Raw genomic sequence first — 16,729 nt, 5'->3', positions numbered from 1 at the left:
GGAAAGCCCCCGTAGGCAGTACGAGGAGACGGTATGAGCAGGCGGTACGAGGAGAAGGTACGAGTCGGCAGTACAAGCAGGCACTACGAAGGGGGCCGCACCCAATAGGGTGCGGCCCCCTCAAGAACCCCGTAGATCGCGACCCGTGCCTACTCCTCCAGCCCGACCTGGACCAACGGCTTCCCGCGCTTGCGCGACACGAAGACGCCCCGGCCCGCCGGCATCGGCCGCGGCCGCACCCCGCCGAGCAGATCGCCCTCGTTCGGGTCACCGGCCAACACCACGCCCTGCGCGCCGAGTTCCTTGATGCGCTGCATGAAGGCCTCGTATCCGGCGCGGCCCGAGCCGGCGGTGGAGCGGGCGATGATGAAGCGGACGCCGACGTCGCGCGCGAACGGCAGCAGTTCGGTCAGGCCCGAGAGCGGGTTGCCGCTGGACGTCGACACCAGGTCGTAGTCGTCGATGACCACATAGACCGTCGGGCCGCGCCACCAACTGCGGTCGCGCAGCTGCTGAGCCGTCACGTCGGCGGTCGGCGTGCGGCGCTGCATCAGGTCGACCAGCGCGTCCATGTGGTGCGACATCTGGTTCGACATCGGGATGTACTCGGCCAGGTGCGAGGCCGGGGTGACATCGAGCAGCGAGCGACGGTTGTCGACCACGAACAGCTTGCAGGTGTCGCCGCTGTAGCGCTGCGTGAGCTGGCGGATGAGCAGCTTCAGGAGGTTCGACTTGCCGGACTCGCTCTCGCCGAAGATCAGGAAGAACGGGTCCTGGTCGAAGTCCACGAACACCGGCTCGAGGTTGTCCTCGTCGAGCGCGAAGGAGATGCCGCGCTCCGGGAAGCGGTCGCCCGGCGGCAGCTGGCGCGCGGGGAACTCGCGCGGCAGAAGACGGACTTCGGGGGCGCCGGGCTGGGTCCAGTGCCGGGTGACCTCCGTGGCGAGGGCCGAGGTGGCCTCGGCCAGGTCCGTGTCCGACGACAGGCCGTCGATGCGCGGGACCGCCGCCATGAAGTGCTGCTTCTGCGGGGTCTGTCCGCGACCGGGCACACCCGTCGGCACGTTGGCCGCGATCTTGCGGTCGAACTCGGAGTCCATCGTGTCGCCGAGCCGCAGCTCCAGGCGGTTCATGAGGTGGTCCTTCATGTTCGCCCGGACCTCCATGGACCGCGACGCCGTCAGGACCACGTGGATGCCGTAGCCGAGACCGCGGGCCGCGATGTCCAGGACGAACGGCTCCAACGCCTCGTAGTCCGTGCGGAAGTTGCCCCAGCCGTCGATGACCAGGAACACGTCGCCCCACGGCTGGTCGGTCATCGAGATGTCGCCCCGCGCGCGCCGGTTGCGGAAGTCGGCGATCGAGGCGATGCCCGCCGTACGGAAGTACTCCTCGCGCCGCGTCAGCACGCCGTAGACCTCGGCCGCCGTACGGCGCACCTTCTCGGGGTCCAGGCGCGAGGCCACGCCACCCACATGCGGCAGGCCGGCCACGGCCGCCATACCGCCGCCACCGAAGTCGAGGCCGTAGAACTGCACTTCCTGCGGCGTGTGCGTCAGAGCGAACGACGCGATGAGCGAGCGCAGCAGCGTCGACTTGCCGGACTGCGGACCACCGAGGATCTGCATGTGGCCCGCCGCGCCGCCGAAGTCGATCCACAGCGGGTCACGCCGCTGCTCGTACGGCTTGTCGACAAGGCCGACGGGGACGACCAGGCGTCCGGCGCCCTCGTAACCGGGCTGCGTGAGACCACGGCCCTGTACGGGGGTGAGGCCGGGCAGCAGCGAGTCGAGCGACGGCGGGCTGTCCAGCGGCGGCAGCCACACCTGGTGCGCCGCGGGGCCCTGTGCCTCCAGGCGCCGCACGATCACGTCGAGCACGGTGTCGGCGAGCGCGTCGTCCTTGTCGTCGCGCGGCGCCTCCTCGCGCTGTCGAGGCACCGGGACGTACTGCACGGGAACCTCGGCCGCCGTGAACAGCGCCGGCCGCCGGTCCACGGGAAGCGCCCCGGCGCTTGTCGCGACCTGCACCGAACCGGTGCGGTACACCCCCGACACGTACGCGGCCTTGAACCGCACCATCTCGTCGGTGCCGTACTTCAGGAAGCCGGAACCCGGCACGTTCGGCAGCTCGTACGCGTCCGGGACGCCGAGGGCGGCACGGGACTCGGCGGCGGAGAAGGTCCGCAGGCCGATCCGGTACGAGAGATACGTCTCCAGGCCGCGCAGGCGGCCCTCCTCCAGGCGCTGCGAGGCGAGCAGCAGGTGTACGCCGAGCGACCGGCCGATGCGGCCGATCTGCACGAACATCTCGATGAAGTCCGGCTTCGCCGTCAACAGCTCACTGAACTCGTCGATCACCAGGACGAGCGACGGGATCGGCTGCAGCGGCGCACCGGCCGCGCGCGCCTTCTCGTAGTCGTGGATGTTCGCGTAGTTGCCCGCGTCGCGGAGCATCTCCTGGCGGCGGTTGAGCTCACCGCGGATCGAGTCACCCATGCGGTCGACGAGGGTGAGGTCGTCCGCGAGGTTCGTGATCACGGCCGCGACGTGCGGCATCTGGGCCATGCCGGCGAACGTGGCACCACCCTTGAAGTCCGCGAGGACGAAGTTCAGCGTCTCGGAGGAGTGCGTCACCGCGAGACCGAGCACCAGGGTGCGCAGCAGCTCCGACTTGCCGGAACCGGTGGCGCCCACGCACAGACCGTGCGGGCCCATGCCTTCCTGTGCGGCTTCCTTCAGGTCGAGCATCACGGGCCGGCCGTCGTCGCCGACACCGATGGGCACACGCAGCCGCTCGGCCTGAGAGCGCGGGCGCCAAGTGCGCTTGGTGTCGACGGTCGCCGCGTCCCCCAGGTTCATCAGGTCGGTGAACTCGAGGTTGGCGAGCAGCGGCTCGTCGTCGCTGTCGCCGCCCGACGCCATGCGCAGCGGCGCGAGCTGCCGGGCGAGCGCCTCGGCGGCCGCGTACGAGAGCACGTCCGGGGTGCCCTCGTAGACCATGCCGTGCGCCGACTCCAGGCGCAGCACCTTCGGCTGTACGACGACGGAGAGGTCGCCGCGGCCGGCCGCGAGGTCGCCGGGCACGACCTCGAGGACCGTCACCCCTTGCAGACCCTCGGGGCTGGCCAGCAGCGACGTAGGAGGCAGGGAGACACCGTCGAGGACGACCACCAGATGCGGCTGCTCGGGCACGGGGGCGCCGTCGGGGTGGAAGCGCGGCCGGCCTTCGAGGCGGCTGCCGAGCAGGTCCTCCAGCTCGGCGGGGTCGGTCGTGATCAGGCGACGGCTGCCGGCGCCGTCGGAGAGGCCCGGCACCTGGTTGTGGGGGAGCCACTTCGCCCACTCCCACTCCGGTGCGGTCTGGCGCCCGGCGGCGACCGCGACGACGAGGTCCTCGGGGGAGTGCATCGAGGCGAGGGAGGCGACGAGGGCGCGTGCGGAGCCGCGCACGGTCGTCGGCTCACCGCTCACGGACACGTGGTAGAAGGCGCGCAGCGACACCGCCATCGGCAGTTCCTCGAGCGTGCTGTGCGTGGCGAGGAAGCGCTGCATCGCGCCCGCGGTCAGCGGCTCCAGCTCGTCCACGGGGGCGGTCTGCGGCGGCACCAGGGGAGTGGCCAGCCCCTGGGGGCCCAGGCCCACCCGTACCTGCCCGAAGTCCTCGTCACCGGTGCGCCGCTCCCATACCCGGCTGCCCTCGGCGACCAGCGCCCACAGTTGCTCGGGCGAAGGGTGCAGGTAGTACTGAGCGTCGCGCTGCTTGCGGGCCGTACCCAGGGCCTCGCGCCGGGTCTGCGACAGATAGCGCAGGTAGTCGCGGCGCATGTCCGCCATCTGTCCCTGGTTGCCCTTGCGATAGCGGGCGAGCATCGCGATGCCCATCGCGATCGTGGACGCCACCATCACCATGCCCATGATCTTCATGAAGGGCTGGGCCTGGGGGTTGAAGAAGAACACGACCGAGCCGCCCATGCCGAGCATGGGCAGGATCTGCATCAGCGCGCCCTCTTGCTGCCCGCGCGGAAGCTCCGGCGGAGGCTGCAGCACCACCTCTTCCGTGGGCACCTCGGACGGCAGTGCCCGAGGTGGGCGCTTGACGACGATGTGGCTCACTCTGCACCAATTCCCTTGCCGGACCGAGCTGTTCCGTCCGCCGCCCCGTGTCAGGCGGACGTCGATCGCGGTTCGCGATCCTACTGACAACCACTGACACGGGCGGGCGGTAGGGTGCCGGTGGTACGCGTGAGCAGTTGCGAATCCGCCCGGGAAAAACGGGCAATCCGCACGGTTCGGATCGTTCGCCGCCCCCGGATTCCGGGCTGGCCGGCGCGTGTGACCGGCCCCGCGGAACGCGCGGCGCAACGTACACAGGATCTTTACAGACGGACGTGCTCGGTAACGCACCGCGCCCGTCCCCGCACGACCGAGTTTTCGGAAGAGCCTCGCAAGAGTCTTCGCAAAAGGGGGAACAGCAGGTGAGCATGACGGCCTCCGCGCCGACCGGCCGAGCCGGCGCAACGGGCACCCAGGCCCCTGCCGTGGCGAGCACCGGCCTCGGCTTCTGCCGCGTCACCATCGTGGCGCCCGACAGCCGCATCGACGTGGCGCTGCCCGACGACGTACCGGTCGCCGACCTGTACCCCGAGATCCTGCGGCTCTCCCAGCAGAGCCCGGCCGAGGGCGCCCCCGTCGGCTACCACCTCGTACGCCGTGACGGCACGGTCCTCGACAGCGCCCGCTCGTTCGCCGCGCAGCGCATCCTCGACGGCGAGCTGCTCACGCTGCGCCCGTTCTCCGAGTCGCTGCCGCCCGCGGTCTTCGACGACGTCTCCGAGGCCGTGGCCTCCGCCGTCACCAAGGACCGCACCCTGTGGAGCGGCGACCTCACGCGCGCGGCAGGCCTCGTGGCCGGCGGCGTCCTGCCCGCCCTGATCGCCTTCGTGGCCTGGAACTCCCAGATCCGCCACGACATGCACAGCCTCCAGGGCATCCTCGCCGGCGTCGCCGGTCTCCTCCTGATCACGCTGGCGTGCGTGCGCGCGCGGGTCTACGCCGACCGCGGCTCGGCGGTCGCGCTCGGCCTCGGCGCCCTGCCGAACATCGCGGTGGCGGGCTCCGGGCTGCTGCCGCTCTCCGAAGGCCAGGGCATCGGCCGCCTGCAGTTCCTGCTCGCCTGCGCGGGCGTCCTGATCGTGTCCGTCATCCTCACCTTGGTGTCCCCCGGTGGTGACGGCCCCTTCGTGGCGGTCGTCTTCGCCTCGCTGATCGGACTGCTGACCACCTTCATCGCGATCCTCACGCACCTGAAGCCCATCGAGACGGCCGCCATCTGCGCGCCCCTCTCCGTGAGTGCGCTGGCCTTCCTGCCGGGCCTGTCGATGCGTTTCGCGCGGCTGCCCATCGGCTTCGAACCGCCCAACCAGGCACGTGCGGGCTACGAGTCCGCGAGCGGCCCGGCCGACCCGCACGAGGCCGTCGACGCGGAGCGCGTCGCCGCCCAGGCCCGCCGCGGCCACGAGCTGCTCGTCGGCCTCGTCGGCGGCTGCGCGCTCGTCTCCGTAGGCGCGTCGATAGTCCTCGGCTTCTCCAGCAACGTATGGGGACAGCTGCTGGCTCTGGCCACCGGCATCGCGATGCTGATGCGCGCCCACCTGTTCCGCTACACCGCACAAGTAGGCGCCACCCTCGCGGCGGGCCTCGCGGCCCTCGTCTTCCTGGGCCTCGGTCTCGCACTGCACCCTCCGCTGGAGTACCTGCAAGAGGCCGCTCTCAAGCACGACACCACCGCGCTCGACATCCGTACGGTGTGGGTCGCCGCGGCCATCGGTGCGGCGACCGCCCTGGTCACCGCGATCGGCCTGATCACCCCGCGCCGTGGAGTCACCCCCTTCTGGGGCCGCTTCCTGGAGATCGCCGAGACGTTCGTGCTGCTCACCCTGATCCCGCTGGCCCTCGCCGTCTTCGACGTGTACGCGTCGGCGCGGGCGATGACCAGCTGAGTCGGGTCGGATCAGGACCCGGTCGGGGGCGCTCCCGGCGGCTGGTACGCTGTGTGACGGCCGCTTGTGTACGCGCCCCCACTCGATTCCCGGGGGCAGCGCCCAGCGGATCCCCGGCTCCGAGTTACGGAAGCTCTCCTGAGATGTAGACCAGGGGCGCTCGGTTGCCACGAAGAACACTACGAGGAGTACGCGTGTCGCTCGACGCCGCTACGAAGAAGCAGCTCATCTCCGAGTTCGGCCAGAAGGAGGGCGACACCGGCTCCCCCGAGGTCCAGGTCGCCATGCTCTCCCGCCGTATCTCGGACCTCACCGAGCACCTCAAGACGCACAAGCACGACCACCACTCGCGTCGTGGTCTGCTGATCCTGGTCGGCCAGCGTCGCCGCCTTCTGCAGTACCTGGCCAAGAAGGACATCCAGCGCTTCCGTGTGCTGGTCGAGCGCCTCGGCATCCGCCGCGGTGCGGCCGGCGCCCGCTAAGACGCCATGAAGGGGAGCGGTTCCCACTTTTGAGGGGGCCGCTCCCTTTGCTGTACGTGCGCACTGTCACAGACGCTTTGTAGTCTGGTGACGTACGAAGAGGAGAAGCGCACTGTCGCCGCCGCCGGTCCTCGGTAGTGGCCCCCGGAGACGCAAGAGGATCCCCGGGAGCTTCGATCGAAGACCGGCCCGCACCCAAGGCGCGCTTCTCCACCTGTCCCTCTGCCACACGGGCAGATGCGGACAAAAGACGAAACAGACGAAAGTAACGGAGAAAACGCTAGTGGAGAACGAGACCCACTACGCCGAGGCCGTCATTGACAACGGCTCCTTCGGCACCCGCACCATCCGCTTCGAGACGGGCCGTCTGGCCCGTCAGGCCGCCGGCTCCGCCGTCGCCTACCTCGACGACGACACCATGGTGCTCTCGGCCACCTCGGCCTCGAAGAACCCCAAGGACCAGCTCGACTTCTTCCCCCTCACGGTGGACGTCGAGGAGCGGCAGTACGCCGCCGGCAAGATCCCCGGCAGCTTCTTCCGCCGCGAGGGCCGTCCCTCCGAGGACGCCATCCTCACCTGCCGCCTGATCGACCGCCCGCTGCGTCCGTCCTTCAAGAAGGGCCTTCGCAACGAGATCCAGGTCGTCGCCACGATCATGGCGCTCAACCCCGACCACCTGTACGACGTCGTCGCGATCAACGCCGCGTCCGCGTCCACGCAGCTGGCCGGTCTGCCCTTCTCCGGCCCGGTCGGCGGCGTCCGCGTCGCGCTGATCAACGGCCAGTGGGTCGCGTTCCCGACGCACACCGAGCTCGAGGACGCCGTCTTCGACATGGTGGTCGCCGGTCGCGTCCTGGAGGACGGCGACGTCGCGATCATGATGGTCGAGGCCGAGGCCACCGAGAAGACCATCCAGCTGATCAAGGGTGGCGCCGAGGCGCCGACCGAGGAGGTCGTGGCCGCCGGTCTCGACGCCTCGAAGCCCTTCATCAAGGTGCTGTGCAAGGCGCAGGCCGACCTCGCCGCGAAGGCCGCGAAGCCGACCGCCGAGTTCCCGATCTTCCTGGACTACCAGGACGACGTGCTCGAGGCCCTGACCGCCGCGGTCAAGTCCGAGCTCTCCGCCGCCCTCACCATCCCGGGCAAGCAGGACCGCGAGGCCGAGCTGGACCGCGTCAAGGGCCTGGCCGCCGAGAAGCTGCTCCCGCAGTTCGAGGGCCGCGAGAAGGAAATCTCCGCCGCGTACCGCTCGCTGACCAAGTCCCTGGTCCGTGAGCGCGTCATCAAGGAGAAGAAGCGCATCGACGGCCGCGGTGTCACCGACATCCGCACCCTGGCCGCCGAGGTCGAGGCCATCCCGCGCGTGCACGGCTCCGCCCTGTTCGAGCGTGGCGAGACCCAGATCCTGGGCGTCACCACGCTGAACATGCTGCGTATGGAGCAGCAGCTGGACACCCTCTCCCCGGTGACCCGCAAGCGCTACATGCACAACTACAACTTCCCGCCGTACTCCGTCGGTGAGACCGGCCGTGTCGGCTCCCCGAAGCGCCGCGAGATCGGCCACGGCGCGCTCGCCGAGCGCGCGATCGTGCCGGTCCTGCCGACGCGCGAGGAGTTCCCCTACGCGATCCGTCAGGTCTCCGAGGCCCTCGGTTCCAACGGCTCGACGTCCATGGGCTCGGTCTGCGCCTCCACCATGTCGCTGCTGAACGCCGGTGTGCCGCTGAAGGCCCCCGTCGCCGGTATCGCCATGGGCCTGATCTCCCAGGAGATCAAGGGCGAGACGCACTACGTCGCCCTCACCGACATCCTCGGTGCCGAGGACGCCTTCGGTGACATGGACTTCAAGGTCGCCGGCACCAAGGAGTTCGTGACGGCCCTCCAGCTCGACACGAAGCTCGACGGCATCCCGGCCTCCGTCCTGGCCGCCGCCCTCAAGCAGGCCCGCGACGCCCGCCTCCACATCCTCGACGTGATGATGGAAGCGATCGACGTCCCGGACGAGATGTCCCCGAACGCCCCGCGGATCATCACCGTCAAGATCCCCGTGGACAAGATCGGTGAGGTCATCGGCCCGAAGGGCAAGATGATCAACCAGATCCAGGAGGACACCGGCGCCGACATCACGATCGAGGACGACGGCACCATCTATATCGGTGCCGCCCAGGGCTCGCAGGCCGAGGCCGCCCGCGCCACGATCAACGGCATCGCCAACCCGACCATGCCGGAGGTCGGAGAGCGCTACCTGGGCACCGTCGTGAAGACGACGACCTTCGGTGCGTTCGTCTCGCTGCTCCCGGGCAAGGACGGTCTGCTGCACATCTCGCAGATCCGCAAGCTCGCCGGTGGCAAGCGTGTGGAGAACGTCGAGGACGTTCTGGCCGTGGGCGCCAAGGTCCAGGTCGAGATCGCCGAGATCGACTCCCGCGGCAAGCTCTCCCTCATCCCCGTGGTCGAGGGCGAAGAGGGCGACGACGCGAAGGACGACACCGACAAGTGACGTCTCGTAGCACCAAGGCGACGGCCCGCACCTCCTCGGAGGCGCGGGCCGTCGCCCGTACCCAAACCCTGATCAAGGGCCGGAACGGCATCGGCACGGTCCGTAAGACGACGCTCCCGAGCGGGCTGCGCATCGTCACCGAGACCCTGCCCTCCGTCCGCTCGGCGACCTTCGGCATCTGGGCCCACGTGGGCTCCCGCGACGAGACGCCGACGCTGAACGGCGCGACGCACTACTTGGAGCACCTCCTCTTCAAGGGCACCTCCCGTAGGAGTGCCCTCGACATCTCCGCCGCGATCGACGAGGTCGGCGGCGAGATGAACGCCTTCACGGCGAAGGAGTTCACCTGCTACTACGCGCGCGTGCTCGACACCAATCTGCCGCTGGCCATAGACGTCGTCTGCGACATGCTGACCGGCTCCCTCATCGAGGAGGCGGACGTCGACGCGGAGCGCGGCGTGATCCTCGAAGAGATCGCGATGACCGAGGACGACGCGGGCGACTGCGTGCACGACCTGTTCTCGCACACGATGCTCGGCGACACGCCCCTCGGCCGCCCCGTCCTCGGCACGGTCGACACGATCAACGCCCTGGACCGCGGTCAGATCAGCCGCTTCTACAAGAAGCACTACGACCCGACCCACCTGGTCGTCGCCGCCGCCGGCAACGTCGATCACGACAAGGTCGTACGCCAGGTCCGCGCGGCCTTCGAGAGGGCGGGCGCGCTGAGCGGTCCGGCCGCGGCTCCCATCGGCCCGCGCGCGGGCCGCAAGACGCTGCGCACGGCCGGCCGCATGGAGGTCATCGACCGCAAGACCGAGCAGGCACACGTCATCCTCGGCATGCCGGGCCTGGCCCGCACCGACGAGCGCCGCTGGGCCATGGGCGTGCTCAACACGGCGCTGGGCGGCGGCATGTCGTCCCGCCTCTTCCAGGAAGTCCGCGAGAAGCGCGGGCTTGCGTACAGCGTGTACTCGTACACCTCGGGCTTCGCGGACTGCGGCCTCTTCGGCGTGTACGCGGGCTGCCGCCCCAGCCAGGTGCACGACGTCCTGAAGATCTGCCGGGACGAGCTCGACCAGGTCGCGCAGGACGGTCTCAGCGACGACGAGATCCGCCGTGCCATCGGCCAGCTCGCCGGTTCCACGGTCCTCGGCCTGGAGGACACGGGCGCGCTGATGAACCGCATCGGCAAGAGCGAGCTGTGCTGGGGCGAGCAGATGTCGGTCGACGACATGCTGGCGCGCATCGCCGCCGTGACCCCGGACGAGGTGCGCGAGGTCGCACGCGACATCCTGGGACAGCGCCCGTCCCTGTCGGTCATCGGCCCGCTCAAGGACAAGCAGGCCGCGCGCCTGCACGAAGTGGTCGCGTAACAGCCCACCTACGTAAGGATCAGGGAAGACATGAGCAAGCTGCGCGTGGCGGTCCTCGGAGCCGGGGGCCGCATCGGCTCCGAGGCCGTACGGGCCGTAGAGGCCGCCGAGGACATGGAGCTGGTCGCGGCCCTCGGTCGCGGCGACAAGCTGGACGCCCTCGTCGAGTCGGGCGCCCAGGTCGCGGTCGAACTGACCACGCCCGACTCGGTGCTGGAGAACCTGGAGTTCTGTGTACGGCACGGAATTCACGGGGTCGTCGGCACGACGGGCTGGACCGAGGACCGCCTCGCGCAGCTCCAGCAGTGGCTGGCGGCCTCCCCGGGGACGGGCGTGCTCATCGCTCCGAACTTCTCGATCGGCGCGGTCCTGACCATGAAGTTCGCCGAGGTGGCGGCCCCGTACTTCGAGTCCGTCGAAGTCATCGAACTGCACCACCCGAAGAAGGTCGACGCCCCTTCCGGCACGGCTTCCCGCACGGCTCAACTGATCGCCGCGGCACGGGAGAAGGCGGGCAGCGCCCCGCAGCCCGACGCGACGACCACAGCGCTCGACGGAGCCCGTGGCGCGGACGTCGACGGCGTCCCGGTCCACTCGGTGCGGCTGCGTGGCCTCCTGGCCCACCAGGAGGTCCTCCTGGGCGGCGAGGGCGAGACGCTGACCATCCGCCACGACTCGCTGCACCACAGCAGCTTCATGCCGGGCATCCTGCTGGGCGCCCGCAAGGTCGTGACGGCTCCGGGTCTCACCTTCGGCCTGGAACACTTCCTCGACCTGAACGGCTGAACTGCAGCGATGCGCGCGAAAATCACCTACGCCGTCACGGCCGCCGTCCTGGTCGTCTACTTCGTCCTGGCCGGCGACCGCGGCGTCATGCTCCTCCAGCAGGGCACGTTGCTGACGGTCACCTTCGGCCTGGCCGTACTGATCCTTCCCGTGATCGGCGTGTGGTTCCTGTGGGCGAACACCCAGTTCGTCCGCAAGGCCAACCGCCTCGCCGGGCTCCTGGAGGCGGAGGGCGGCCTGCCCGTCGACGAACTGCGTCGCGACCAGTACGGCCGCATCGACCGCGACTCCGCCGACGAGGTCTTCGGCCGGCGCAAGGCCGAGACCGAGGACGCCCCGGGCGACTGGCGCTGCTGGTTCCGGCTGGCCGTCGCCTACAAGGACGCACGTGACACCCCGCGCGCGCGGAAGGCGATGCAGCGCGCGATCGCTCTCCAAGAGGGGCGCTCTGTAAGCGCCTGACACATGTGAAGGGGCCCGCACCGTCAGGACGACGGTGCGGGCCCCTTCACATGCCCGTGCGGCTCAGCGCTGGGGCCGGTACTCCTCGGTCCAGACCTCGATGCTGTCCGCGGCTCGGTCGAACGCCGTAGTCCGGCCGAGGAAGTCTCCGTTGGCGCTGGTGAGCAGCGCCGTCTGTTCCCCCCGCCGGTCCTTGCGTACGAGGACCAGCGCCTGCCCCTGCACGGTGCGCGGCAGCCCGAGCCAGCGCACCGGCTGCTGCACCGTGCGCGTGGCGACCACCGTGTCCCACGGGGCGGTCAGCGTCTTGAAGAAAGAGACCTGGCGCAGACCGCGGGCGCTCACCCACGCCCCCATGCGCAACAGGCGCAGCGCGGCCGCGATGATCAGCACGGCGAGCACGCCGCACACACTGGCGGCCGTGGTGTCTCCCGCGACCGCGATGATCACCGCGGCGAACAGCACGTACGACGCCAGGAGCAGCATCAGCGCGGCCGCCCCGACCCGGTACGGGCCCGGGCGGTAGGGGCGGCGCCACTGGTCGCGGTCGTCGAAGGGCAGCGCAGTGTCCGCGGCCTCGTCGAAAGCACGGTCGGCCGTCAGGAAGGGCAGGGGCACGGCGGGTCCTCACTCGATCCACACTGGATGGGGGCTGTGCCCGGTGAGGCTACCCAGGCACGCTCCGGCCTTCCACCTCAGGGGGTCCGGACGAGTGCGACGGATCAACGCCCGTCGGAGGCTTCCGACTGCTGAGTGTGCCGGGTGGACTGATCGGCCGACAGCGCGGGCATCCCGAACAACAGGGAGCCCACGAGCCCGGCCACGACGGTCAGGCCCACCAACGTGCGACCGGCGATCTGCCCCGCGGAGGGACGCGTGCGCTCGGGCGGTGTGACGTTACTGCGGAACTTGTCGGCTTCGGCGATGAAGGCGAACGGTACGGGCTCGCGCCGACGAAACATGGGCGGTGCTTCTCCTCAAGGGGTTCGAACGAAGTGTGTTCATCTACACAGACGAGCGAACGCCCCAAATGGTGCCCACTTTCGCCAAATTCACAGAAGTTCGCTCTCGTTCGCCGGAGATCGTCGCGAGAAGCGAGCGAATGACCCGTTGTCGGTGGCGGCCCGTAGAGTGGGCGCCGCCCGAGCGAAGTGATGGAAGGACCCCCCGAGCCGTGACCGAAACACCTGCTGAAGACCGCAAGCCGACGTTCCGAGGCGATGTCACCGTCGAGTTGGTGAAGCACACCGCGAGCGACTCGGACGTGCTGTTCGCGGCCCGTGTCTCCACAGTGGGCGAGCAGTCTTTGGACGAGCAGTCGAAGGACCCCGAGCGCTCCAAGGGCCTCATCAACTACCTGATGCGGGACCGGCACGGCAGCCCCTTCGAGCACAACTCGATGACGTTCTTCATCAGTGCCCCGATCTTCGTCTTCCGCGAGTTCATGCGGCACCGGGTGGGCTGGTCGTACAACGAGGAGTCGGGCCGGTACAGGGAGCTCCAGTCGGTCTTCTACGTCCCTGACGCCGACCGCAAGCTCGTGCAGGAGGGCCGCCCGGGCAAGTACCGGTTCGTCGAGGGCACACAGGCGCAGCAGGAGCTGACGGGCCGCGCCATGGAGGCCTCCTACCTTCAGGCGTACGAGGCGTACCAGGAGATGCTGGCCGCGGGCGTGGCCCGCGAGGTGGCGCGCGCGGTGCTCCCCGTCGGCCTGTACTCGTCGATGTACGCGACGTGCAACGCGCGCTCGCTGATGCACTTCCTCGGTCTGCGCACCCAGCACGAGCTGGCCAAGGTCCCGTCCTTCCCGCAGCGGGAGATCGAGATGGTCGGCGAAAAAATGGAGGCGGAGTGGGCCAAGCTCATGCCGCTGACGTACGCGGCGTTCAATGCCAACGGGCGCGTCGCTCCGTAGCCCTGGACCTGGGCGCCCCTTGATCACTGTGGTGAGGTGACGGCACAGATGTGCGGATGGGTCGGCGAAGTGTCCGGATTGCGGCATTTCGGAAAGTCCGTCTAGCCTGGTCGAACGGACCCGGTACTGCTTGAACCCCCGAGCAGGCAGTGCCGGGCTCCACCTTTGTCGTGACTTGTCGCATCCCCCGAGGGGGGACCCGGTACTGAGCAGCGAGTAGCGTGTTACCCATGGCTCCGACCTCCACTCCGCAGACCCCCTTCGGGAGGGTCCTCACCGCCATGGTCACGCCCCTGACGGCGGACGGCGCACTCGACCTCGACGGCGCGCAGCGGCTCGCCGCCCACCTGGTGGACGCAGGCAACGACGGCCTTGTCGTCAACGGCACCACGGGCGAGTCCCCGACCACCAGTAACGCGGAGAAAGCGGATCTCGTACGAGCCGTCGTGGAGGCGGTCGGCGACCGGGCCCACGTCGTCGCCGGCGTCGGCACGAACGACACGCTTCACAGCATCGAGCTCGCCCGCACCGCCCAGCAGGCCGGCGCGCACGGCCTGCTCACGGTCACGCCGTACTACAACAAGCCCCCGCAGGAGGGCCTGCTCCGCCACTTCACGGCGATCGCGGACGCGACCGAACTCCCCGTGATGCTCTACGACATCCCGGGCCGCAGCGGCGTACCGATCAACACGGACACGATCGTCCGGCTCGCCGAGCACCCGCGCATCGTCGCCAACAAGGACGCCAAGGGCGACCTCGGCCGCGCCAGCTGGGCCATAGCCCGCTCCGGCCTGGCCTGGTACTCCGGCGACGACATGCTCAATCTGCCGCTGCTCTCGGTCGGCGCGTGCGGCTTCGTCTCGGTCGTCGGCCATGTGGTCGCGCCCGAACTGCGCGCGATGCTCGACTCCTACCTGTCGGGCGACGTGCACAAGGCCACGGAGATCCACCAGAAGCTGCTCCCCGTCTTCACCGGCATGTTCCGCACGCAGGGCGTCATCACGACAAAGGCCGCCCTGACTCTGCAGAACCTGCCGGCCGGACCGCTCCGCCTGCCCCTCGTCGAGCTCACCGCCGGCGAGACAGCGCAGCTCAAGGTCGACCTTGCCGCTGGCGGGGTACAGCTCTGATCACAGACTTCGCAAAGCTTCACAACTGAATCAACAGAACACGAGCAACACCGAAGAACCATCGACAACTGCTACTGCACGAACGTCACGCGCGCCACGTGCCTACAGGTACGTGGCGCGCGTGCTTAAGGGAGAGTCTTTTGAGTCATCCGCATCCTGAACTCGGCGCCCCGCCGAAGCTCCCGAAGCGCGGCCTGCGCGTCACGCCGCTCGGCGGCCTCGGTGAGATCGGGCGCAACATGACCGCCTTCGAGTACGAGGGCCGTCTGCTGATCGTCGACTGCGGAGTGCTCTTCCCCGAGGAGGAGCAGCCCGGAATCGACCTGATCCTGCCGGACTTCACGTCCATCAGGGACCGCCTCGACGACGTCGAGGGCATCGTCCTGACGCACGGCCACGAGGACCACATCGGCGCTGTCCCCTACCTTCTCCGCGAGAAGCCGGACATCCCGCTCATCGGCTCCAAGCTGACTCTCGCCCTGATCGAGGCGAAGCTCCAGGAGCACCGCATCCGCCCGTACACGCTCGAGGTCTCCGAGGGCGACCGCGAGCGGCTCGGCCCCTTCGACTGCGAGTTCATCGCGGTCAACCACTCCATCCCGGACGCGCTGGCCGTCGCCATCCGCACCCCGGCCGGCATGGTGGTACACACGGGCGACTTCAAGATGGATCAGCTGCCGCTGGACCGTCGCCTGACGGACCTGCCGACCTTCGCGCGGCTCGGCGAGGAAGGCATCGACCTTCTCCTCACCGACTCGACCAACGCCGAGGTCCCGGGTTTCGTCCCGCCGGAGCGCGACATCTCGAACGTGGTCCGGGGTGTCTTCGCCGGCGCTCAGAAGCGGATCATCGTCGCGTCGTTCGCCAGCCATGTGCACCGCATCCAGCAGATCCTGGACGCCGCGCACGAGTACGGCCGCCGGGTCGCCTTCGTGGGCCGCTCAATGGTCCGCAACATGGGCATCGCTCGTGACCTCGGCTACCTGAAGGTTCCGCCGGGCCTGGTCGTGGACGTCAAGACGCTCGACGATCTTCCGGACAGCCAGATCGTCCTGGTCTGCACGGGCTCCCAGGGGGAGCCGATGGCGGCTCTGTCCCGGATGGCCAACCGCGACCACCAGATCCGCATCGTCTCCGGCGACACGGTGATCCTGGCGTCGTCGCTGATCCCCGGCAACGAGAACGCGGTCTACCGCGTCATCAACGGCCTGACCCGCTGGGGCGCCAACGTCGTCCACAAGGGCAACGCCAAGGTGCACGTCTCGGGCCACGCGTCCGCGGGCGAGCTCCTGTACTTCTACAACATCTGCAAGCCCAAGAACCTGATGCCGGTCCACGGCGAATGGCGCCACCTGCGCGCCAACGCCGAGCTCGGCGCCCTCACCGGCGTCCCGCACGACCGCATCGTGATCGCCGAGGACGGCGTCGTCGTCGACCTCGTCGAGGGCAAGGCGAAGATCGTGGGCAAGGTCCAGGCCGGATACGTCTACGTGGACGGCCTCTCCGTCGGCGATGTCCGCGAGCCCGCGCTCAAGGACCGCAGGATCCTCGGGGACGAGGGCATCATCTCGGTCTTCGTGGTGGTGGACTCCAGTACCGGCAAGATCACCAGCGGCCCGAACATCCAGGCGCGCGGCTCCGGTATCGAGGACTCGGCGTTCACCGCCGTCGTCCCGAGGATTCAGGAAGTCCTGGAGAAGTCGGCCCAGGACGGCGTCGTCGAACCCCACCAGCTGCAGCAGCTCATCCGCCGCACGCTGGGCAAGTGGGTGTCGGACACCTACCGCCGGCGCCCGATGATCCTCCCGGTCGTCGTCGAGGTCTGAGGCCGCGGCCGCAGTACTCAGGAGCGGGGCGGCACGATTTGCATCGTGGCGCCCCGCTCCAGTAGGTTTACGGCTCCGCCCGAGGGGGAACCCCGCGCACTCGCCGTGCTCGGACACGTTCCCAAGAGGGTCGGAAATTCCGACTCAGGATCTCTGATAAAGTCGGAGTCGCCGGAAAGGAAAACGCGAAAGCGGGATTCCTGGAAAGCGGAGCAAAATCCCGAGGAAATCGGATCGGAAAGATCTGATAG

Annotated in this window: 12 protein-coding genes; 9 read left to right on the top strand and 3 right to left on the bottom strand. The window is 69.2% G+C overall.

What is annotated here, in order from left to right; genetic code table 11:
- Positions 1 to 149: 149 nt before the first annotated feature.
- A complete protein-coding gene (eccCa, locus tag AB0J02_RS41400; RefSeq protein ID WP_363199096.1) occupies positions 150 to 4,115 on the bottom strand; it encodes a type VII secretion protein EccCa in 3,966 nt (1,321 codons plus the stop codon).
- A 368-nt stretch (positions 4,116 to 4,483) separates the two neighbouring features.
- On the opposite strand from eccCa, the gene eccD reads away from it, so the two are divergent.
- The 6 genes from eccD (at position 4,484) to AB0J02_RS41370 (ending at position 11,607) form a co-directional block, all read left to right on the top strand.
- Positions 4,484 to 6,001 (top strand): type VII secretion integral membrane protein EccD, encoded by a 1,518-nt coding sequence (gene eccD / locus AB0J02_RS41395; RefSeq protein WP_363199109.1) that lies wholly within the window; start codon positions 4,484 to 4,486, stop codon positions 5,999 to 6,001.
- Between the two features lie 194 nt (positions 6,002 to 6,195).
- Entirely contained in the window at positions 6,196 to 6,483 is a 288-nt protein-coding gene (gene rpsO / locus AB0J02_RS41390) for a 30S ribosomal protein S15 (protein WP_324768127.1), read from the top strand.
- Positions 6,484 to 6,766: 283 nt separating this feature from the next.
- A complete protein-coding gene (locus AB0J02_RS41385; protein WP_363199095.1) occupies positions 6,767 to 8,983 on the top strand; it encodes a polyribonucleotide nucleotidyltransferase in 2,217 nt (738 codons plus the stop codon).
- Positions 8,980 to 10,359 carry a pitrilysin family protein gene (locus AB0J02_RS41380; protein WP_363199094.1) on the top strand — a complete coding sequence of 460 codons (1,380 nt, stop codon included), beginning with the start codon at positions 8,980 to 8,982 and terminating at the stop codon, positions 10,357 to 10,359. The genes AB0J02_RS41385 and AB0J02_RS41380 overlap by 4 nt, the downstream gene beginning before the upstream one ends.
- A 30-nt stretch (positions 10,360 to 10,389) precedes the next feature.
- Complete coding sequence (dapB, locus tag AB0J02_RS41375; protein WP_363199093.1) at positions 10,390 to 11,145, top strand: 4-hydroxy-tetrahydrodipicolinate reductase; 756 nt, start codon at positions 10,390 to 10,392, stop codon at positions 11,143 to 11,145.
- Positions 11,146 to 11,154: 9 nt separating this feature from the next.
- Positions 11,155 to 11,607: a hypothetical protein gene (locus tag AB0J02_RS41370; protein WP_363199092.1), complete on the top strand. Its 453-nt coding sequence runs from the start codon at positions 11,155 to 11,157 to the stop codon at positions 11,605 to 11,607.
- 63 nt (positions 11,608 to 11,670) lie between these two features.
- Here the strand turns inward: AB0J02_RS41370 and AB0J02_RS41365 are convergent, their stop codons facing one another.
- Positions 11,671 to 12,225 (bottom strand): hypothetical protein, encoded by a 555-nt coding sequence (locus AB0J02_RS41365; protein WP_363199091.1) that lies wholly within the window; start codon positions 12,223 to 12,225, stop codon positions 11,671 to 11,673.
- A gap of 104 nt (positions 12,226 to 12,329) precedes the next feature.
- On the bottom strand, positions 12,330 to 12,569 hold the full coding sequence (locus AB0J02_RS41360) for a hypothetical protein (protein WP_363199090.1): 240 nt from the start codon (positions 12,567 to 12,569) through the stop codon (positions 12,330 to 12,332).
- A 212-nt stretch (positions 12,570 to 12,781) separates the two neighbouring features.
- Here AB0J02_RS41360 and thyX point away from each other — a divergent pair, with 212 nt between their 5' ends.
- The 3 genes from thyX (at position 12,782) to AB0J02_RS41345 (ending at position 16,478) form a co-directional block, all read left to right on the top strand.
- On the top strand, positions 12,782 to 13,522 hold the full coding sequence (gene thyX / locus AB0J02_RS41355) for an FAD-dependent thymidylate synthase (RefSeq protein ID WP_363199089.1): 741 nt from the start codon (positions 12,782 to 12,784) through the stop codon (positions 13,520 to 13,522).
- 230 nt (positions 13,523 to 13,752) lie between these two features.
- Positions 13,753 to 14,652, top strand: a complete 900-nt coding sequence (dapA, locus tag AB0J02_RS41350) for a 4-hydroxy-tetrahydrodipicolinate synthase (RefSeq protein ID WP_363199088.1) — start codon at positions 13,753 to 13,755, stop codon at positions 14,650 to 14,652.
- A gap of 140 nt (positions 14,653 to 14,792) precedes the next feature.
- A complete protein-coding gene (locus AB0J02_RS41345) occupies positions 14,793 to 16,478 on the top strand; it encodes a ribonuclease J (protein ID WP_363199087.1) in 1,686 nt (561 codons plus the stop codon).
- Positions 16,479 to 16,729 lie beyond the last annotated feature (251 nt).

This window comes from Streptomyces sp. NPDC050264 (assembly GCF_040655895.1).
GTDB lineage: Bacteria > Actinomycetota > Actinomycetes > Streptomycetales > Streptomycetaceae > Streptomyces.
Note: the sequence above shows the minus strand (reverse complement) of the source record. Positions and strands in the feature narration are given on the sequence as shown.